The organism is Alteromonas sp. S005 (genome assembly GCF_036864475.1).
Taxonomy (GTDB): domain Bacteria; phylum Pseudomonadota; class Gammaproteobacteria; order Enterobacterales; family Alteromonadaceae; genus Alteromonas.
The window spans coordinates 66,966-87,560 of the sequence record NZ_JAZETN010000007.1 but is presented as its reverse complement, the minus strand read 5'-3'; the positions used below and the strand labels follow the sequence as shown (position 1 = coordinate 87,560).

At 43.9% G+C, this 20,595-nt stretch carries 18 protein-coding genes; 8 read left to right on the top strand and 10 right to left on the bottom strand.

Annotated elements, in window-relative coordinates:
* Positions 1-24: 24 nt before the first annotated feature.
* Complete coding sequence (locus V7R55_RS10425; protein WP_334059413.1) at positions 25-474, top strand: acyl-CoA thioesterase; 450 nt, start codon at positions 25-27, stop codon at positions 472-474.
* A complete protein-coding gene (locus V7R55_RS10420) occupies positions 471-1,688 on the top strand; it encodes a retropepsin-like aspartic protease family protein (RefSeq protein WP_334059412.1) in 1,218 nt (405 codons plus the stop codon). The genes V7R55_RS10425 and V7R55_RS10420 overlap by 4 nt, the downstream gene beginning before the upstream one ends.
* Before the next feature lie 64 nt (positions 1,689-1,752).
* Here the strand turns inward: V7R55_RS10420 and V7R55_RS10415 are convergent, their stop codons facing one another.
* The 3 genes from V7R55_RS10415 to V7R55_RS10405 all read right to left on the bottom strand — a co-directional run bounded on the left by V7R55_RS10415 (position 1,753) and on the right by V7R55_RS10405 (position 5,256).
* Entirely contained in the window at positions 1,753-2,112 is a 360-nt protein-coding gene (locus V7R55_RS10415; RefSeq protein ID WP_334059411.1) for a HopJ type III effector protein, read from the bottom strand.
* A 143-nt stretch (positions 2,113-2,255) separates the two neighbouring features.
* Complete coding sequence (locus V7R55_RS10410; protein WP_334059410.1) at positions 2,256-4,298, bottom strand: NADPH-dependent 2,4-dienoyl-CoA reductase; 2,043 nt, start codon at positions 4,296-4,298, stop codon at positions 2,256-2,258.
* A gap of 118 nt (positions 4,299-4,416) precedes the next feature.
* Positions 4,417-5,256, bottom strand: a complete 840-nt coding sequence (locus V7R55_RS10405) for a crotonase/enoyl-CoA hydratase family protein (protein WP_334059409.1) — start codon at positions 5,254-5,256, stop codon at positions 4,417-4,419.
* A 138-nt stretch (positions 5,257-5,394) separates the two neighbouring features.
* Between V7R55_RS10405 and V7R55_RS10400 the strand changes: the two genes are divergently transcribed.
* Positions 5,395-6,000: a TetR/AcrR family transcriptional regulator gene (locus tag V7R55_RS10400; protein ID WP_334059408.1), complete on the top strand. Its 606-nt coding sequence runs from the start codon at positions 5,395-5,397 to the stop codon at positions 5,998-6,000.
* A gap of 194 nt (positions 6,001-6,194) precedes the next feature.
* Here V7R55_RS10400 and V7R55_RS10395 read toward each other — a convergent pair whose 3' ends face one another.
* Positions 6,195-7,847 (bottom strand): GMC family oxidoreductase, encoded by a 1,653-nt coding sequence (locus V7R55_RS10395; RefSeq protein WP_334059407.1) that lies wholly within the window; start codon positions 7,845-7,847, stop codon positions 6,195-6,197.
* Positions 7,848-8,061: 214 nt separating this feature from the next.
* On the opposite strand from V7R55_RS10395, the gene V7R55_RS10390 reads away from it, so the two are divergent.
* Positions 8,062-8,787 carry a DUF1439 domain-containing protein gene (locus tag V7R55_RS10390; RefSeq protein ID WP_334059406.1) on the top strand — a complete coding sequence of 242 codons (726 nt, stop codon included), beginning with the start codon at positions 8,062-8,064 and terminating at the stop codon, positions 8,785-8,787.
* A gap of 24 nt (positions 8,788-8,811) precedes the next feature.
* Here the strand turns inward: V7R55_RS10390 and V7R55_RS10385 are convergent, their stop codons facing one another.
* From V7R55_RS10385 to V7R55_RS10375, 3 genes are read right to left on the bottom strand one after another with little or no spacing between them, the layout of a single operon-like run.
* A complete protein-coding gene (locus tag V7R55_RS10385) occupies positions 8,812-10,251 on the bottom strand; it encodes a wax ester/triacylglycerol synthase domain-containing protein (protein WP_334059405.1) in 1,440 nt (479 codons plus the stop codon).
* Positions 10,252-10,261: 10 nt separating this feature from the next.
* Positions 10,262-10,927 carry a TetR/AcrR family transcriptional regulator gene (locus tag V7R55_RS10380; RefSeq protein WP_334059404.1) on the bottom strand — a complete coding sequence of 222 codons (666 nt, stop codon included), beginning with the start codon at positions 10,925-10,927 and terminating at the stop codon, positions 10,262-10,264.
* A 56-nt stretch (positions 10,928-10,983) separates the two neighbouring features.
* On the bottom strand, positions 10,984-12,192 hold the full coding sequence (locus V7R55_RS10375) for a DUF445 domain-containing protein (RefSeq protein WP_334059403.1): 1,209 nt from the start codon (positions 12,190-12,192) through the stop codon (positions 10,984-10,986).
* Between the two features lie 413 nt (positions 12,193-12,605).
* On the opposite strand from V7R55_RS10375, the gene V7R55_RS10370 reads away from it, so the two are divergent.
* The 4 genes from V7R55_RS10370 (at position 12,606) to V7R55_RS10355 (ending at position 16,684) form a co-directional block, all read left to right on the top strand.
* Positions 12,606-14,066, top strand: coding sequence for a DUF3336 domain-containing protein (locus V7R55_RS10370; protein WP_334059402.1), 1,461 nt, complete (start codon positions 12,606-12,608; stop codon positions 14,064-14,066).
* Positions 14,067-14,144: 78 nt separating this feature from the next.
* Positions 14,145-15,578, top strand: coding sequence for a hypothetical protein (locus V7R55_RS10365; protein ID WP_334059401.1), 1,434 nt, complete (start codon positions 14,145-14,147; stop codon positions 15,576-15,578).
* Between the two features lie 57 nt (positions 15,579-15,635).
* Positions 15,636-16,172, top strand: coding sequence for a DUF3592 domain-containing protein (locus V7R55_RS10360; RefSeq protein WP_334059400.1), 537 nt, complete (start codon positions 15,636-15,638; stop codon positions 16,170-16,172).
* 122 nt (positions 16,173-16,294) lie between these two features.
* On the top strand, positions 16,295-16,684 hold the full coding sequence (locus V7R55_RS10355) for a hypothetical protein (protein WP_334059399.1): 390 nt from the start codon (positions 16,295-16,297) through the stop codon (positions 16,682-16,684).
* Positions 16,685-16,851: 167 nt separating this feature from the next.
* Here the strand turns inward: V7R55_RS10355 and V7R55_RS10350 are convergent, their stop codons facing one another.
* The 3 genes from V7R55_RS10350 to V7R55_RS10340 all read right to left on the bottom strand — a co-directional run bounded on the left by V7R55_RS10350 (position 16,852) and on the right by V7R55_RS10340 (position 20,537).
* Positions 16,852-17,604 carry a hypothetical protein gene (locus V7R55_RS10350; RefSeq protein ID WP_334059398.1) on the bottom strand — a complete coding sequence of 251 codons (753 nt, stop codon included), beginning with the start codon at positions 17,602-17,604 and terminating at the stop codon, positions 16,852-16,854.
* 225 nt (positions 17,605-17,829) lie between these two features.
* The gene (locus V7R55_RS10345; RefSeq protein ID WP_025255732.1) at positions 17,830-18,189 is read right to left on the bottom strand and encodes a phasin-related domain-containing protein; all 360 of its coding nucleotides are present in this window, start codon (positions 18,187-18,189) and stop codon (positions 17,830-17,832) included.
* A 170-nt stretch (positions 18,190-18,359) separates the two neighbouring features.
* Complete coding sequence (locus V7R55_RS10340) at positions 18,360-20,537, bottom strand: S9 family peptidase (protein ID WP_334059397.1); 2,178 nt, start codon at positions 20,535-20,537, stop codon at positions 18,360-18,362.
* Positions 20,538-20,595 lie beyond the last annotated feature (58 nt).

The following is a 20,595-nucleotide window of genomic DNA, read 5'->3' as shown; positions in this document are numbered from 1 at the left end:
AAGATGTATGAATGAGGAAGAGGTTTGAGTTCCACCACGCTAAATTGGATGTTAGACACCCCCTATGTGCAACAATGGCATATCGATGAAACACACATCGATCACTATCAGCACGTGAACAATGTGGCGTACCTGTCGCAGCTAGAAAGCCTCGCGTGGGCACACTCAAACGCCCTTGGCTTACAATTTGCCGATTATCAAGCGCTAAACCGTGGGATGGTGATAAAACGTCACGAGCTTAACTACCATCTTCCTACGCATCTTGGCGATACGTTAGAGTGTGCAACTTGGATAGTCCACTGTGATAAAAAATTGACCTTGAAACGCCAATTTCAGTTCATCTGCCCTAAGCGGAATAAAACCGTATTCGATGCTATAACAACATTCGTGTGTGTTAGCCTTGATACCGGCGCGCCAAAGCGGATGCCTAAGCAATTTGTGGACATATACGGCGAGGCTTGTATATCCAAATGAAAACCTGGCTAGCAGCACTGCTTGTGATTATTCTTTGTATGTCGTTAAGCTTTAACATATATCTGTGGGTTAGCTTAAAGCAGCACAATGATAAAGCTTATGAATTAGAGGCAAACTACGAACATCGTCTAGAAGATAGTGAAAAACACAAAAGCGATGTAAATGTAGGAAGCAAGGCAGAGCCTTCTTCTGACCCACGCTCTGCTGACTTTCGCTCTGACATCAACAGGTCAAATACGGTATCAAGTGAGATAAAGGGGTTGGGCTTGTCTTCATCTCAATTAGACCAAGACCAGCTATCAGCGCTAACAGCTTTACTTAACAACGGGCAATATGCATTACTTGCCACTGAGCTTACAAACCTATTAAAAAATGACTCTCTCAACGAATCGCTGCTGTTACTAGAAGCTGAATTAATTGAGTTAACCAAGCCCCTTCCCACTGTGCTAGTGCACTACTACGACTTGGCTGAACTGCCTCTTTCAAACGAAACACTCACGTTTATAGACACAAAAATTGCTACCTTATATCAACAAGCGCAGACGCAACTGAGTCAAGACGAACAATGGGAATTGGTAGCAAGGTTAAATGAACCTTTGTATCAGCGCATCCCCGACGCGAAACACTACACCCTTAACTTGGCTGAAGCCTACGCCTATCAGCAAAAGCTTACCTTGATGGAAGATGTGCTTGCAGCCCTGCCATTAAACGATAGAGACGCCAACATTATTCGCAATAAAGCCTATGAGATGCGTGATATTGCCAACACAGACAATATGCCAAGCGAAAGTGAACTAGTGCCAACAGGCGCTGAGGCGGCGCGGTATGAAACTCGCGTAGCTTTAGAGCGCATTGGTGACCAATATCGCCTTGAAGCAAAGGCGCTTAACCAAAAAGCCACCATGATTTTAGATACGGGTGCCAGTACCACAGCAATATCGTCACGATTGTTCGCTCGCTTGGGTCGTATGCGAAACCTCACGTTTATCGGTAACTTCAACGTGAGAACCGCCTCAGGAACTATTGAAGCCCCACTGGTACAAATACCGCGCTTTTATTTCGCAGGCTATGAGTTCAACGATGTTTCAGCCATCGTGCTGCCCGAAAACGCATTACCCGATTCTGATGGATTATTGGGAATGAACGTCTTAGGGCAATTTGACTTTGCGATAATGCCCCAGTCTAGTGAATTGGTTTTGACTGAGCGTGATTAATGCTGATTGCGCAATGGCAAGAGCTTTACGCCTCTCGCCTTTCAAACCTCTATAGCGCTGTGCATTAATTTTGCAGCTCAATTAAAGGAAACGTCTCAAACACCACCCCTTCGTGACCCGTTTTTATAAAGTTGCGGATATTGGCGTGGTCGTCGCCGTTAGGGTTATTAAGTACGTCTTCGCGATAAAACCGCCCAAATAGGGCCAGCGTTCGAGCTTGGTTTAGGTTTAAATGCTGACCGAGTGCGAGCAGTTTGCAAGAGCCGTTGTTCTGGTTCGCTTCGTTTTTCACATCACCATTAATAAAAGCGGAGGGTGTGAAAACGAAGGCGCTATCAACAAGCGCGATAACGTCTTTAAACTCAATTGTTTCTGGAGAATTGGTGACTGCTTGAATTAAGTCTTGGGTGCTGCTGTATGACATGTTTGTCTCGAAAAAAGAAAACGATGATAGCAGATTTGCGTTGCTACAACAGAACGCAACAAGCCTAGCTTTTTTTATGCGTAAAACAAAGCGCCTCTTTATGAGGCGCTCATAATTGTAACAAGTTTGGGTTTACTCGGTCGTTAAACCGCTGCGCACACACGCGTGCCTTGGTCGATGGCCCGTTTTGCGTCTAGTTCTAGTGCTTCGTCTGCACCACCAATTAAGTGATAAGGCATGTTTAAGCCTTCAACGATATCTCGCATTGGCTCTTGGCCTGCACAAATGATGATGTTGTCTACCGGTAATACTTGGCTGTTGCCGTCAACGGTAATATGTAGCCCCTCGTCATCGACTTTGTCGTAGCTTACACCAGGGATCATGGTCACGCCTTTGGCTAGTAGACCCACTCTGTGCGCCCATCCCGTTGTTTTACCTAAACCTGCGCCAACTTTGGTTGTCTTGCGCTGCAATAGGAAAATCTCTCTTGGCGATGGCTCTGGCTGTGGCTTAACACCTTCAATGCCCGCGCGAGCAGAAAATGTCATATCAATGCCCCACTCTTTCATAAACGCTGGGATGTCTTGGCTTGGCGTTTCTTTGCCATGCGACAAGTACTCAGCGGTATCAAAACCAATGCCACCAGCACCGATAATGGCCACTTTATTGCCGACAGGTTTCTTTTCCTTCAATACGTCGATATAGGTGAGTACTTTTTCGTGATCAATGCCTTCAATCGCTGGCGTGCGCGGCTTAATGCCCGTCGCAATCATCACTTCATCGAACCCTTCATCATTTAGCGCAGCTGCGTCAACATATGTATTCAATTTAAGGGTAATGTTTTTATGAAGCTCAATCTGGCGCTTAAAATAACGCAGCGTTTCGTAAAACTCTTCTTTACCTGGAATTTGTTTGGCAATATTAAATTGCCCACCAATTTCACTAGACGCGTCGTAAATCACAACGTCGTGGCCGCGCTTGGCTGAAGTCACTGCCGCTGCTAATCCAGCTGGGCCTGCGCCTACCACTGCAACACGCTTTTTGGTATCGGCTGGTTTAACGTTTATTTCAAGCTCGTGACAGGCACGTGGGTTCACCAAACAGCTAGTCATTTTGCCGTTAAATACATGGTCAAGGCAGGCTTGGTTACAGCCAATACAGGTATTAATTTCGTCGGCTTTATTTTGCTGAGCTTTGCGCACAAAATCAGGGTCCGCCAAGAATGGGCGAGCCATAGATACCATATCTGCATCGCCGCGAGACAGTACTTCTTCAGCCACTTCAGGCGTATTGATACGGTTTGACGTAATAACTGGAATTGAAAGCGCCTCTCGGAATTTAGCGGTAACCCACGTAAATGCCGCTCGCGGTACTTTAGTCGCAATGGTTGGAATACGCGCTTCGTGCCAACCTATACCGGTGTTGATAATAGTGGCGCCCGCTTTTTCAATTTCTTTACCCAGCTGCACGACTTCTTCGTAAGTAGAGCCACCTTCGACAAGATCAAGCATGGATAAACGATAGATAATGATAAAGTTTTTACCAACCGCCTCGCGCACGCGGCGCACCACTTCAATAGGCAAGCGGATACGATTTTCGTATTCACCGCCCCACTCATCGTCGCGGTGGTTTGTACGCTGTGCAATAAACTGATTAAGGAAATAGCCCTCAGAACCCATGATTTCAACGCCATCATAACCAGCGCGCTGTGCTTGGGTTGCGGCAGTAATAAAATCTTTAATTTGCTTTTCAATCTCTTCAGCTTCAAGCGCTTTTGGCTTAAACGGATTAATAGGCGCCTGAACCGCAGAAGGTGCCACAAGCTTAGGGCTATACGCATAGCGGCCTGTATGCAGAATTTGCATGCAGATTTTACCGCCAGCAATGTGCACTGCGTCAGTCACTTCTTTATGGTTTTTAACCGCTTCGTCTGTATCTAAACGAAACGTCGATGGATGAGTAGCGCCTTCTTCATTTGGCCCAATACCACCAGTAACGATAAGCCCTACGCCGCCTCTAGCACGTTCGCCATAAAATGCTGCCATGCGTTTGTGGCCGTCAGGCAATTCTTCTAAGCCCGTGTGCATAGAGCCCATAAGGACACGGTTTTTAAGAGTAGTAAAACCTAAATCTAGCGGGCGAAATAAATGGGGGTAAACGGGATGATCGGTAACGGTCTGATTCATGATACATTCCTGAAAGTCGTTTTGGCTTGGTAAAAGCCGTTAAAAAACCTGTTTAAATATTCTTATCTAATGCGCTCTTTCTCTGAAGGCGCTTTATAATTCAGTTAATTACATTCACTTACGAATTCATTTTTTTAATCGCTGGGTGTAACGGCGGATAATCCGGCAGCGTTTTCGTTTTTTGTGCTTCCATGGCTTTAAACACATCTTCCATTTGGAACATACCCGCTTGCCACGTAGCCATATAGGTTAAGCTTTCCGCTACCGTATGCTCTACCGCGTAGTTAATCATAGTCTTGGTGCCCGAAACCGCTAGCGGCGAATTCATTGCAATCTGCTGCGCTATTTTCATTACCGCGTCTAGCATGGAACTTTGATCATCGAATACCTGATTTACAAAGCCAAGTTGCTGCGCTTCTGCAGCTCCGAAATTGCGGCCTGTATAGGCGAGTTCTTTCACAATACCGATAGGGATAAGCTTTGGTAAACGCTGAAGCGTGCCGACATCAGCTGTCATGCCTAATTGGGTTTCTTTAATAGTAAAAAAAGCATCTTGTGTGCAATAGCGCATGTCACACGCACTAAGTAAATCTACTGCACCACCAATCGCCCCACCCTGCACGGCGCCAATAACCGGCATACGTGCCTGCTCTATGGCGGTAAAGCTATCTTGCAGCAACATCACCATACGACGCATACGCTCTGCTCTGCGCGACGGGTCGCCCTTAAAGTCTTCTTTCATATTCAGGAACACCGATAAGTCCATACCGGCAGAGAAATGCTTACCCGTTGATGAAATAACGATTACCCGTGCCTTGGCTTCATCATCTATTTTACGAATGGCTGCCGGTAGCTCTGTCCAGAACTCTGGGATCATGCTGTTCATTGCATCGGGGCGGTTAAGTACTACGTGGGCAATATGACCCTCTTGTTTTACTTCTAATGTAGAGTACTTCATGGTTTGCGCTGTCTCCTTGGGCTGTTCCTGTTAACAAGTTTGCAAACTAGACAGCGTCAAGATAAAAGGCTATGTTGACACTGTCAAGATAAAACGTTATCTATTCGTCTCAATAATAAAGTTGGAAACATTTGGTTTATGGCTAATGCAGTACAAAGCTACCATCACGGAGATCTCCGCAGCGCCCTGATAGAGGCAGCAACTGTGCGTTTGTCTGAGCACGGCGTTGATAGTTTATCCCTTAGAAAGCTGGCAGAAGATGCCGGGGTTTCACGTACTGCACCGTATCATCATTTTAAAGATAAAAGTGCGCTGTTAAGTGCTATCGCGGCAAAGGGCTTTAGCGACTGGCATAGCGCAGCTAAACGAATCTTCGAACAAGAAGACAAAACGCCAAAGGCGCGCTTCCGTGAGTTTGTGCACGAATACATTGGCTACGCTGCCGACAATCCAGAGATGTACGAATTGATGTTTGGTCGCACTATTTGGCAAAACCAAGCGGCGACCAACGACCTGAAAGATGTTGCATTTCCCTGCTTTCAGTTTCAAGTTACGATGACGCGCTATTGGCAAGATAAAGGACTACTTCCAAACAATCAGGATGCGCTGAGGCTCGCACAGGTGACGTGGGGCACGTTACACGGTATAGCGCGTTTGCTTATTGATGGTATATACGCTGACAGCAGTCATATCGAGGAAATGTGTGATTGTGCAGCAGATTTGTTTATGCAAAAGCAAGTGTAAACGTCTTATCGACACAACAACTTGAATACAGCGTTGCGCTTGTACGCCGCGAAGCGCGTTCAACTGCCTAGAGCGGAAAAATAGCCTTTAAGATTCGATCTGCACTGCGTGCTAAAACTGCTGCAAGCAAATGGGTGCCTAAAACAGATGAATTGCCAGAGCGAGACGAAGCCTCGCTCGTAGCACTTTTTTAGTTACACCGATTCAGCTTTAGCCAGAGAAACAGGCTGACCTTCGTGCGTCGCCTTAATAAACTCTGCAGCACGTTCGGCAATCATGACGGTGGGTGCATTGGTATTGCCGCCGATTAAACTTGGCATCACCGAAGCATCTACGACCCTAAGACCTGCTATACCTCTTACCCGCAACTGAGTATCAACCACCGCCATCTCGTCGTCATCACTGCCCATTTTACAGGTACCAATTGGATGATAGATGGTTTCAGCGCGCTCACGCAAAAACTCTAATATTTCTTCATCTGTTTGCGCATCATCCCCCGGGTATAGTTCACTGCCTTGAAACTTGTCGAAGTCCGGTGCAGACAGTAGCTTACGAGCGATACGCACGCCTTCAATCATGACTTGCTGATCTTCCTCTGCCGAGAGGTAGTTGGGGTCAATAAGCGCCTGATCACCAGGGTGATTGCTTTGAAGCGATATAGTTCCTCTGCTTTTCGGGTATAGGCAGCATACGTGTAGGCCATAACCATACCCAAAGGCCAACTGTCTTCCATGATCATTTAAGATTGCAGGTAAGAAATGAAACTGAATGTCAGGACCTTGTGTTGCTAAGCTTGAACTAACAAAACCACCGGCTTCAGCAATATTTGAAGAAAGAATACCTTTGCGCTTAAACGCGTAGTCTGCGGTGGCTTTAACATAAGAAGGTAGCGCTCCGAATGCCACTGCATAGCCCTCTCTGGCTTTACAGGTATATTGCACGATGGCATCTAGGTGATCTTGTAGATTTTGGCCTACGCCAGGCAAGTCTTGCTGAACAAAAATACCTTTGTCTTCTAACTCTGCTCTTGGTCCAATACCTGATAGCATTAGAAGTTGTGGAGAGTTTATCGCGCCGCCACAAAGAATGACTTCGCTTTTAGCGAAATAGCGATTTACTGCGCCTTTTTCACGTACCTGAACGCCAATTGCACGCCCTTCTTTTAAGAGCACTTTTTCGGCAGCAACTTTTGTTAAAACAGTTAAGTTATTGCGATGCTTTGCCTGCGTTAAGTAGCCTTTTGCTGTTGAGCAGCGCTGGCCGTTGGCTTGTGTAACATGATAGTATCCAAGCCCTTCCCTATCGTCTCGGTTAAAGTCGTCAAGCTGTTGATAGCCGGCAAACGAGGCTGAGTTAACAAATGCGTCTGACAGCACGCTGGTATGCCTTAACTTGCTAACATTTAATGGGCCACCTGTGCCGTGGTATTCATCAGCACCTTCTTCAAAATTTTCTGAGCGCTTGAAATAAGGCAACACATCTTCAAATGACCAGCCCTCGGCCCCCTCTTGATTGGCCCAGCGGTCGTAGTCCTCTTGTTGACCTCGAATATAGCACATGGCGTTAACCGAGCTACTGCCGCCTAAAGTTTTACCGCGGGGCCAAAACAGTTCTCTGTCATACATCTCTTTTTGTGGCGCCGTATGATAACCCCAACCTATACCCTCAAACCTACTAAGCAAAGATAAACCAAAAGGAATATGAATAAGTGGGTTGGTATCTTTCGAGCCAGCTTCCAATAGCAAAATATCTAATGCAGGATTTTCCGATAATCGAGTGGCAAGCACCGCCCCGGCAGAACCGCCGCCTACAATAATGTAATCGTATTTGCTGAGTACTTCGCTCATTTCGCCAACTCCTTGAGGGCAAGACTTTTAAATGTTAATAAAACGTTGTGGTACGACCAGATTAGCAAACAATACTTCATCAATAAAAGAATTAAATTGTAAGATTTAAAAAATCTAATAATCCTGATAACTTAAGTGCTATATCGGTATATGCATTACGTTAGACTATCTAGCTAAATGCCACTGCCTAGCAACATTAGGCTAAGAATACATCTTGACCAATAACTTATCCTTCAAAGACAAATGCAAAGTGTACCTGGCACAATGGCTTGTGAAATGGGGTAAGCTGACGCACGACGACTTTACCAAAAGTGAACTCCAACACCTTATAAACGATAGCTTTCCTTACACTTTCACTTTCGACATTCCTATGGGTACGGGTACAGTAACCGTCCTCGAAGGCAACATTACATTAGATAATGTAAACAACCGTATTGGTCTTCAATGCCTTGCCGCCCTTAACATGGTAGTGGCGTCTACAACTATTTACCGCGCTCACGTGGTGTTCACTGTGTCAGCATCACCTCATTATGACAAAAACATGAGCACGCTTTATTTAACCGACCTTTTCACTGACAGTGTCACTTTAGTTAACGATGATTACGCGCTTATTGAAGACACACAGTTTTTAATTTCGCGTTTTTTTCCTAAAGGTGTAAACACACTTCTTGGCGGGTCGTTAAAGTCGGCCCTTTCGCTTTTTAGTGCAGGAACATCTGATATTGCTGCAGACTATTTACAAGTCTATTTAACGGGCTCAAAACAAGCCGTGTTGGAATACCACATTCCGCACATAAATAAGGCGATAAAAAAGCAAATTACCCAAGAAGACTTAAGCCATACTATGCGTGGCGACCATTGGCGCGAAGTACTCTTTTCGAAACTAGGTCAAAACGTTCGTGTAGAAGACGACGTATTGCGCTTCTATCTTATTGAGTAGCTCTGAGTGTCAAAGTGACTCATGCTAGTGATCTGAAACAATAGAGACAGGTACGGTATCCACCTGCTCACCAATATCATCAATATTTAGCCTAGGGTCGTCCACGCTCGCCTCTAACATATCGAACGCCTCTTTGACATAGCGTGCTAGTGGTTGTAAGGACTCGATATTTTTATTGCAGCACACCAATCCGACATTCGCAGTGCCCGCGTAGGTCATAAGCGTAATATTTACCCCGCCCCCAGGCGTCATGGTAGAAATGGGATAGCAGGCCAATAACTCCGCATCTTTTAAATATCTTGTATCTTTGGGGCCAGGGACGTTTGAAATTAGAATGTTTGCAATAGGCTTAACTACGCTAGATAGTTTTAACCATTCGAAGACCAGTGCAAGAGATTGAATTGCAATGGTATAGCCACTAAATGCCGCAGGGCGCGCATGCTGCGCTGCGTTTTTAACAATACGATGATTCACCACAATCTGACGCAACCTAAGATAGGGGTCATTTTCGCCATGTGCTAACTCCACCGGCACAATAGCTATTTTATTACCTGTGGTCTTCTCGCCTGGTTTGCGCAAGTTAATCGGCATATTGGTGAATAAGGCTTTTTTAAATACCTGCCCATGATCTTGCAGCAATTTATGTACGCCAATATCAAAGGCGCATAGCGACACCTCGTTCGCAGTAGAGCGCGTTCGCCTTGCCAGGGCTTTCACTCGCTTAAAGTCTAAGTCCATGGTAGCCACAGCCCTTCCCGCTTTCACTTGTCCAGTCAGCACTGTTTTCGTACCCGTGAAAGGAATAGGCATGTAATGTGGGTTCACTCGCAGCGCTTTCATGAATATGCGAATAAAAATGATGAGTAAATCGAAGGCGGTCTTTAATGCATAGCCCACCCCAACTAAGCGCTTATAAAAACTTATCGACTCGCTACGCTTATAACGAAGCCGCTTTACTGCCCAAACAGGTGTAAATTTTGTTTCGTGAGAATTGGAAACATACCCAGCCTGAAACCAGCGTACCAAGGTGGCACCATCGCCATACATGTGATGAACGCGAGCATAAATGGCAAATGTTTCGCTGTTGTCGTCAAAAATGAAATGGTATTGCCAAAGCGGCTTGTCGGGATCTAACCGCGAAGCATGTAATCTTGCTACAAACGCATCGAGTGCTTCGCGGTTTGTAACATCAGCCACACGATGAATTTGAACGTGATAATCCATGTTGAGCTTTTTTACCGGCGCAAACCCCACCGGGTACCCCAATACCGTTTTTACCGCACAGTTGAAGGGAGAAGTAGCACGGGCAAAGCTTCTTATTTCTTGGAATAATTGAGGGACATATTCGGTACTTTTTGCCCCTTTAGGTATGGCAAGTAGCTGCAAGCAAGCTACGTGTTTTGGATTCTCGTCTGACTCGGTTATCCAAAATGACTTATCTAAGAAACTGAGCGTTTTTGCCATTACTATTCCTTTACGTGAAGTCGAGGGGTGACAGGGTTGAGGCATTTCTCATAAAGTCATGAGAGTGCAGCATCTGTTCTAGCTGATACTTTTGTTCATCGGGCATCGCCAGCCTTGGCATTACACTTACCATCATGAGTGATAAAGCATGATAACGCTGCATTGTGCTATCCATATGACTGTTTAACTCATCAAACTGGCAAGACTGGGTAATAATTAAAGATATCAAGTCCACTAAAAGCGTTCTATCTGCTTTAGAGGCAATAAGAATGTCACGCTTTGATAGTGACTCAAAGAGAAACGCTAATTGTTTATTTAGGCTTGATAGTATGTGCTGTCTAGGACGCACAATACTGGGATATTTTTCTGCTAAATCAGCTGGGCTTCGATAGAAAAAGCGAAATACATGAATGCTATCTATAAGCAAATACAGGTAATACATAATTTCTTCAGGGTTAAGTGTATCGAGCTTTTCTCGGCTTAGTACCTTCTGCATCTGCTGCTCATGCATTTTCATCAACGCGCTAACGAGGCTGTCTTTACCCTTAAAGTGGTAATAAAGATTCCCCGGACTGATATCCATCTCGACGGCGATATCAACACTGGTGACCGTGTTTTCGCCGTGCTCGTTAAATAACGTTAACGCGGTAAGTAGTATTTTCTGCGCGGTTTTCATAAATTAGTCCAATCCTTTGCCAACCCAGTGCGTTAATTTTTTACTCGTGAAACACGTTACATAAACACCAGATAGAGTTGAGCTACACCAGCTACCATACCCAAAATAGCCCCTGTTACGATAAGTTTCCACTCATCCTGCTGATACGCTGGGCGCAACACACCTTCGAATTCTTCAACACTTAATGCCTGCATACGTTCACTCAAATCGTGCCCTATCTGCATCGCATTGTTGGCATAATCAAAGGCATAAAGTAAGTATTTATCAGAATTATCAAATATTTGGCGTACCGCTAGCGCCTTCATTTGATGGTAGTTTTCTGAACCTACACCCAACGCGAAATAAGGTTGAGCGATGGCAACATAGCGCTCAATGGCGTCGTTAACATGAAGTTCAATAAGCTCTAAAAGCTGCGCAGAACCAGAACCGTGTAAGATGACGTGGGTAATGTTTTTCGGTGTTATTAGCTTTTTTTCAATAATGCTTGAGTAAACTTCAGATACTTCTTTTTGCCGTTTTAAAAACATACCCTGAATAGTTATAGGACCTAGTTTTCTTGGGCGCTTGGGCTCAAATATAATTTTGATGGCAATCCAATTGGTAGCATAACCTACAAGCAAGCCTCCTAGAGGCAAGATCCACCATGCTTGAAAAAAGTACCAAAGCAGCATGGTAGGCAAACCAAACAAAAAGCCAAAATAGAAGCCAGAGCGCACTATGAACGGAAACTCTTTGCTGCCGGCAGTCAAGAAAATCTCATTGACAAGTTCTGGAGTGTTGACCAGCTGCTCTACCACCAACTCTTTAATATCTAAAATTTCTGAAACGTTATGTTGGAAATCATCCACCATTTTGTGAACCACATTGGGAATGTCGTTTTCAATGCGCTGATAAACTAGGTTTTTGCCTTGCACAGGCAAAGCAGCCCAAAGCTGAGGCGCTGATTCGGCCATTACGTCATTGACGACTTTTCGTATAACCTGCCCTAAGCGGCGCTCGATAGCCCTGGTTAGTTCATCTGCATCTAAACGCTGCGCTAATTCTTCAACACTAAGGAGTTTGCCTAAAACTAGCTCAACCTCAATCTCTGCCATTTGGCGACGTTTAGCGGGAATAAGCCCTTGCCATCCAAAGAAAGGTTTAATACCAACAAACTCTATGGGGTAAAACATCATTTTTACCGCTAAATAGTTAGTCAGCCACCCGACAATGGCGCTAATTAAAGGAATTGATAGCAGGCTTAGCGTTTGAAAATTCCATTCCATACTACAAAAAAGAGGTCCACATTATTATTTTCTCTCTCAGGCTACTGAGTGCTTATGAAATGGTCAATCTAAAAAACAAAATTACTGCTAATTGTTGATTGAAAACAATCCTCTGAAAGTCTATCAATTAAAAGGTACCGCCTGAGTCACATGCAAAAAGCACCAAGCGGTTGATTTAGCATAAAGGTTTAGGTAGTGGATTCTAAATTTACACCATACACTCAAGTCAGCGTATAGACAGCTGTTGGTGCGCACAGGCTTACCACATGCTTTCCAGCAAATGTCGAGAAATTCGCCACTTAGTAAACAGCGTCCAAAATACGTATTGTTCCTTTTGCTGGTGTTAACCGCGCTTGCTCGCTTGTCATGTAAGAAAAGGCAGCAGCGCTCATCAACTTAAATAGGTTATCGTTATGGCAGTATTCGATTTGCGTTTAAAAAAGCTTGAGCATGAGATTGAACATGCGAGCAGTTACGATGAATATGAGGCCGCATGCCTAGCTCACGATGCGCTGTCTGGCGCTGAAGAATGGAAAACAAAAGATGCTAGCGATGACTATGACTACAAACTTATCCAAAAGCGGGTTCAACGCCTACAGCTGGCTAGAAGCAGAGGCGATTTACATGCGCTGATGTCCATACTGCACGAGGGGCTGCACGGCAATCTAGGCAATATCGCCAACCCTATTCTGCTAACCCATTGCAAAATCGGCACTAAATACCTTATTGAACAGTTTATTGATGAAGTCATATTGGCACTAGAGCAGATCTATAACGCCGATGAGCACGACGTTGATTTTTATGAAAAACTGTCGTTTTTTGATGAAACCGCCCATGCCTTCGGGCGAAGTTGCCTTATGCTTTCCGGGGGAGCGGGCTTAGGTTTTTTCCATGCTGGCGTGGTTAAGTCTTTAAACGAAAAGAATTTACTACCTACCGTAGTATCTGGCTCTAGCGCTGGGTCAATTATTGCAGCTATGTTAGGTACGCGAACACACGGCCAGTTGCTTGAAGCACTCAGCGCCGACTTTATTTACGAAACCTTTAAGCACTGGCGAAGTTTCGCAGGGCTTGGGAAAAAAGGGTTATTCGATAGCTCAGTGCTTGAAAACGCGCTGATTGAACTGTTCGACCTTACAACCTTTGAAGAAGCGTTTAAAAAGACGGGGCGACACATAACTGTCACCGTTTCCCCCGCTGACTTGCATCAGCATTCGCGACTGTTAAATGCCAAAACATCGCCTAATGCAATTATTACCCAAGCGGTACGTGCATCATGTGCTGTACCTGTTATTTTTAGCCCAGTGCAGCTAAGAGCGAAAACCCCGGCTGGAGAGATTGTCCCCTACATACCTAACCGACGTTTTGCCGACGGTTCGTTAATGGCAGATCTCCCCTTCGAGCGCTTGGCTCGTTTATATGGCGTGAACCATAGTATTGTAAGCCAAACAAACCCTTTGGCGGTGCCGTTCATTTCATCAAACCGTATCGATCCTAACTCGCTATGGGATATGTCGGCCCGTCATATTGGACAACTTGCGAAAACCAATAGTATTTTCGCTATTGATATCATTGAACGTTTGACAGGAAATAAGAGCGCCAAGCTAGCAATTCACAAAGTACGTTCTATTATTGATCAGCAGTACGTAGGCAATATCAATATTTTACCCAAGCGCCAAATAAGGAATTTATCCCAGGTATTGGCTAACCCAACCCGCGAAAGCATTAGCCAGCTAATTGTAAGTGGAGAGCGAGCATCATGGCCGCAACTGCATGTTATTAAAAGAAATACCAAAATTAGTGAAAATTTACGGTATCATTTAAGTCAATTGAAAAAACGTGAGGCAGTAGAGCTTGGGCACGAGGTTAGATAATCTGTGTAATGCTTGGTCTGTCCTGAATTGCTTCAAGCAAAGTAATAGCAATTCGCATCATCATTTGAAAGGAAGACGGTGAGCGCACAAAGTCAAAACCCCGATAGCATTTACACGCAGCAGGTAAAACAACTCATCAATATGATTTATCCCAAAGATACGGGCTATGGCTCAATTTTTGAGGATGCCAGCCATTATTTTTCAGTCACTCCTTCCCTTGAGCAGCATATCGAAGATTTAAAAGCGCAGCTTAAACAAATTGAAGGCAACAAAAAGAAAGAAGTATTGGCTGAACAGCTTGCCCGACAAATACAAAATAGTTCAGAAAAACTTGAGGAAGAGCGCCTAGCAAGATTAGAGCGTTTGGACGTTGTGAGCACTAAAATCATCGAACTCTGTGAAGGCGATAACTGGCAAGAAACACAACAACAAAGCGCCAAGCTGCTTGGAACAATAATGTTGCTAACGCGAGGCCCTGAGGGCAATTTCGCTAGTGTACATATGCGCTTCAAACCTCTCTACAAAGCTGTTTTAACGTTGCGCTTAGTAGATAGACTTTTAGAGCACGATACAATTGCCCACAAATATTTATCCAAGTACCGCGAAGCCGCCTCTCGCTTTCGCGGAAACCGCTATTGGCGAGATAAATGGAAAGTTGAGCTGGGTCGCCCTCTCATTACCGCAGCTCTTCTGCAAGATATTGGTTTACAAAGCCCTGCGGCTCAAACCATTTTAAAAGGTGAAAACGGCGACCTCGATGAGTTTCGTTTATTAGAAGAGTCGCAGCGCAAAGACCTGCTGAAGCTGAACTATCACTTTACGCTACGTTATTTATCAGATGGTTTAGGACAGCCCAACTATATTGGTAACAATAAAGAAGAGAGAAAGCGTTTCAATCAAACTCACAAAGACGCTAGCGAGTTTTTGCTGAGTTTGGTTAAAGACGCCTTTGTGTCAAAATCCGGCTTGGGCGAGATTGTAAAGATCCCTCAAATTTACGTTTCCATCGTACTTTCAACCAAGTCAGACTATTCGCGAATGAGCCTACCCAAGGGGTATATGCTAATTGAGCAACTTGCGAAGAAAGGGGGCCTAAATAAACAATTAGCACAGGACTTTGTTGAACTTGTGGGCTACTTCCCTCAAGGCTTCGGTATTACTTATATTCCGGTAAATGAAAAAGGACAAGAAAAGGACCAATACGAATGCGCCATAGTGATTGGTCTCAACCCAACAAATCCAGCCGAGCCTTTATGTAAAGTGGTGACAAGAAACCAGAAGTACATAACCAGCGGTGCGCAAGAAATTATTCCCAAAGGAAGAAACCTGTACTTCCCTGCGAACAGGAAAAAGTTAATGCGAGTGGGTCAAGACAGATTGGGCGAGATCATGAGCCAGCTGTCGAACAACTTTACACCCGATGCCCTTGACGATTTAGTGCCGAGCTTCTGGGAACCCTACGACTTTTTCGGCTTTAAAAAACACCAGAATTTGTGGGCTAAAAACAATTAGCGAGTAAGTATTCTTCTATGAAAATATGATAAGACACGGGCTGAATGAGACGTTTTTATGACTATTGAGGTAAGCCGAGCACAACTTAGAAAAGCTAGATGGGGGGTCTATTTTGTCGCTTCAATTGCTCTAGTTTTTGTCATCGTTTTCTCAATACAAGTATTTCAAAGGCTAGCCGGCCCAGTCTCTTCAATGAATTGGGTTCCCATCAAAGCAACTATAATAAATGTATATATTGACGAAATGATTACAACAACGACTAGAGATAATCGAAGCCAATATACCTTATACACGCCTCGTATCCTTTACAAATATAATACTAGTGGCCAAGAACATACCGGAAAAAAAGTTACTTGGTATGATATTTATGACGATGGCTTTATGCTTGAATTGGGGGGTAAATTAAAGAGAAAGTTTTCAGCTTCTGAACCAATTGAAATTTACATAAACCCTAATAACACGGCAGAATCCGTTATGATTAAAGATATTATTTGGGAACATATGTCGACGTTGCTTGTCGGTTTTATTATTTCTTGGTCGGGCTTTCTTTGGTTAGTTTACGTTCTTATTTTTAAGTTAAAGTATAAGCGCTGATGACTTTGAATTTATCTAGTTGCATTTAAAAACTACTGTAAGCGAATACAACCACCTCTATACGTAGCCTACGGCATTAATATTTCTTATACTCGTTTTTATTATTCAAAAGGAATTTTTGTATGGAAACGGATGACGAAATTACGATTACAAAAGAAATAGCTGCATCTAGTTACTGCAACGCTAAATTGAAGATAAATAACGATATTGTCGCTATCACTCCTAACCTTAGAAGCTATTTATTTGAATGGGGAATGCATCTTTTCTGCTGGACAATATGCATATACATGTCAATTAAAGTTTGGCAGTTGGAACCCAACCTTAATTCCAAAGCCGAGTTTGTTATAGTCGTATTTACACTAGGGGGACTCTTTAGTTTAGGCACGGCCTTTATACTCAGAAGAAGCAGAAGAACATTTTATTTTGGCCTAAAAGAAAAAGTGTTAAACATCGGCAGTTTGAACAACCCGAAAACTACAGTTGCTTTTGATTCTTTTGAAAGCTTCTTTTAGTAACGACACAAATATATACATCTGAACGCTCACTGACATGTCACGAACTGAGTATCCGAACTACTAACCAAACAAAAAGATAACTCAAACGAGCCTAAATGAAGCAGCGCCAAATATACGCGTATTTATTTGGCGCTACTACCAATAACTATCTTTATTGAACGTTTTTAGTCGCCGTTCTTAGTGCTTTCAGACGAACTAGATGTAGTTTTAGTCGGTGTCGCTTTAGTACTAGCCGTTGTCTTACGTGCGGTGCTCTTAGCTGTCGTCGACTTTGCCCTAGTGCGCTTGTTAGCTGTTCCAGTAGCGGCCTTTTTAGTCGAACTAGACGATGAAGCGGCCGTTGTAGTGGCTGTTTTTACTGTACTCGATTTGCGAGTGCCGGTAGTAGTTGATGAAGTCGTGGTCGACTTAGCTGAGGCACTTTTAGATGCTGCTCTTTTAGTGGCAGTAGCTTTGCTTGCAGTACTTGCCGCTTCGGCTTTTTTAGCCGCCTCTTTTGCAGCTAAAAGGGCTACTTGCTCGACGAGCAAATCCACTTTTGCACTCAACATTTCAAGCTGCTGTTCTTTCTTTTGACGTTTTTGACCACCTGATAATGCTGAAAATAGTGGCGTTGATGTCACCAATTTTTGTGCAGTATCGACCAAAGCCAATGGATTAAGTCTACGTCTAAGTTCACTTTCCACTTCAAGCCCTTTAACTTGCATGGCATTAATAGTTTCGTGAGTATCGTCGATTCTCTGGCTAACCACACCTGCAGCTTGGTCTAACTTTGCAGATAATAGGTCTGAACCCGCGAAAAGCCATCCAAAAAAGGGTGACGATTTAAGAGGTGAAACAGTGGTGCCGTTTAACGTGGTTGAGTCTGTTTCGACAACAGGCACAGCTTCCGGGTTAGGAATATTTTTGTTGCTCATAACGCCTCCGATATGGAGATTTAGTAAGCATGGCAATGTAAGCGCTATTCAGAGCTTAGTGTCAGAACTTATTCTCGAAGCTTTGTATAAGAGCTTAATTTAAGATTGTACGTCCGGATTTCATTGCCACTCAATTTCAATTTCTGTATGCCCCTTCTCTAGCGAAGGAGTCATCAAAAACTGTGTATTGGGTACCGCAAGCGGCACCCAATACAGACTATCGTTTTATTTGCTTGCCGCCAGTTTAGCAACAGCTTCAGTTAGGGCATCGATTTTAGCTGAAAGCTCTTCGATACGTTGATCTGCAGGCTCAGAATCAAGACCCAGCTTTTTGCGAACGTCAGCCACGCGATTTTCTACATCGTTAGTGGTCGACTTGAATTTGCTCTTAGCATCGTCTTCTAGAGTTTCGCCTTTAGTCACTAGTTCGTCGAACATTTTGTTCGCTTCTTCACTTAGTTTCTCGTAACGCCCTTGCGCCTCTTCAACGCTCTTACCATAAGCGCCTAGGCCTGCTAACCAAATTTTACGTGCCATTTCTTCAGCTTCGTTAATTTTGCCTTTAATTGTGTCAGTAGTAGTCATGTTCAGCTCCTATGAATGCTAAATTTGAGTGTGTTTCAACACCATGCTTAAACTGTACGCTTAACAATTAGAATCCGCATACTAAAAACACAAAAAATTTAAAAAGCCCGAAAAGTGGCAACTTTTTCGGGCTTATAATCAAAAGCTAAATTCAAAATCTTAGCATCGAATTAAAGTGGTACACCTGCAAGATGCAAAACAAAGGCATATTCCAGAGCGGTTGATTCAAACCGCTTGAAACGTCCCGACGCGCCGCCGTGACCCGCTTCCATGTCGGTTTTAAACAGAAGCAAGTTGTCGTCGGTTTTATATTCTCTAAGTTTAGCAACCCACTTCATAGGCTCAAAATATTGAACCTGCGAATCGTGTAACCCTGTCGTCACTAGCATGTGTGGGTAATCTTTGGCTTCTACTTGATCGTAAGGCGAGTAAGAGAGCATGTAGTCAAACTCGTCTTTATTTGCTGGGTTACCCCATTCGGTATATTCGCCCGTGGTCAAAGGAATAGACGCATCGCTCATAGTGGTTACTACATCAACAAAGGGTACATGAGCACTTATCCCCTCGTAAAGTTCAGGAGCCATATTTACAACTGCGCCCATAAGCAAGCCACCTGCGCTGCCGCCCATCGCAAATACGCGATCTTCATCAGCATACTGCTTAGCAACCAGGCCTTTTGATACATCGATAAAATCAGTAAATGTATTCATTTTCTGGTGCATTTTACCGTCTTCATACCATTCACGCCCTAGCATTTGGCCCCCGCGAATGTGTGCAATAGCAACAACAAAACCTCTGTCTATGAGTGAAAGCCAGCTGCTTCTAAATGTAGGGTCAATAGTTGCGCCATACGAACCATAAGCATATTGATATAGGGGATTAGTGCCATCTTTCTTAAATTTATCTTTGCGGTAAACTAAAGAAACCGGAACTTGTGCACCATCTCTCGCTTCAATCATCACTCGCTCTGATGCGTAAGCGGATGAGTCGAAGGTCTCAGATACACGGGTTTGCTTCATCACTTCACTTTCAAGCGTATCAAGGTTGATGTCTATAATAGAGCCTGGCGTAGTCAACGAGCTGTAATAAATTCTAAGCTTGTTAGTGTCCATTTCAGGATTAGCATTAAAGTACGCTCCATAAATAGGGTCTTGAGTTGGTATAACCTTTTCTTCATTTGAAATAAGGTTATGCACAACCATGCGCAGCATACCGTTTTCTTTCTCTTTTACTACTAGGTGATTTTTCATCACTTCAATACTTTGAAGAAATACCTCTGGACGATGTGGGACTACTTCTTGCCATTTCGACACGTCACTTGTTGCATCTAATGGTGCCTTCATTACTTTGAAGTTTTTTGCATCGATGTTAGTTAAAACATAATAACCGTCACTTGCTTTTGCTACACTATATTCCTGACCGTCTTTAATAGGTAGGAATACTTCCGATTCAGACGTGGGTTTATCTGCATCAATCAAGGTCACGCCAGTTTTTTCAGTATTTGAATGATGGATATAAATGACGCTGTCGTCTTTGCTTTTACTTATGTAAGTATAAAACGTTGGGTCGCTTTCTTCGTAAACTAGTACATCATCTTTCTGGGGCGTACCCAACTTATGGCGATACACTTGATAACCCAAAAGGGTTTGCGGGTCTTTTTTCACATAAAACAAATGTTCATTGTCGTTTGCCCATACCGCGCTGCCTGATGTGCCTTCAAGTACGTCATTGAGCTTTTCTTCACTTTCCAGGTTTTTTACATAAACGGTATAAATTCGACGACTAAGCGTGTCTTCGGAGTACGCCATTAGCGTGTTGTTACTGCTCACCGAGTAACTTCCAATACTAAAGTAGTCATGTCCTTCGGACATGACGTTCGCATCAAGCAACACTTGTGGATCTGCATCCAGCGTTGGTTTTCTCAGATATACCGGATACTCGTTTTCTCCCGAATAACGGGTGTAGTACCAATAGCCATTATCGAATACTGGAACTGTAGAGTCATCCTTCTCTATGCGAGAAACCAGCTCCTCATAAAGCGCTTCACGAGTTTCTTTGAGCGGAGCAAGCACTGTTTCTAAATAGCTGTTTTCCTGCTCTAAATGCGCCAATATCTCTTTATCAGTACGAGAATCGTCACGCATCCAATAATAATTGTCCCTTCTGGTAACCCCATGCGCCGACATTTCATAGGGCACTTTTTTCGCAACTGGTGCATTTACTTTCGTATTTAACATAACCGATTGAGCCGTGTTGTCTAATTCCTGTTGAACGCTTTCCGCTTTGTTCTCAAGGCTACAGCCTGACATCAGTCCGCCTGCAGCAAGCGCTATCCATATATATTTCATCAATTCTTCCTTTTAGAGGCTTTGCTAACGCTTTGTATTTACCAGCATTCAAAAATGC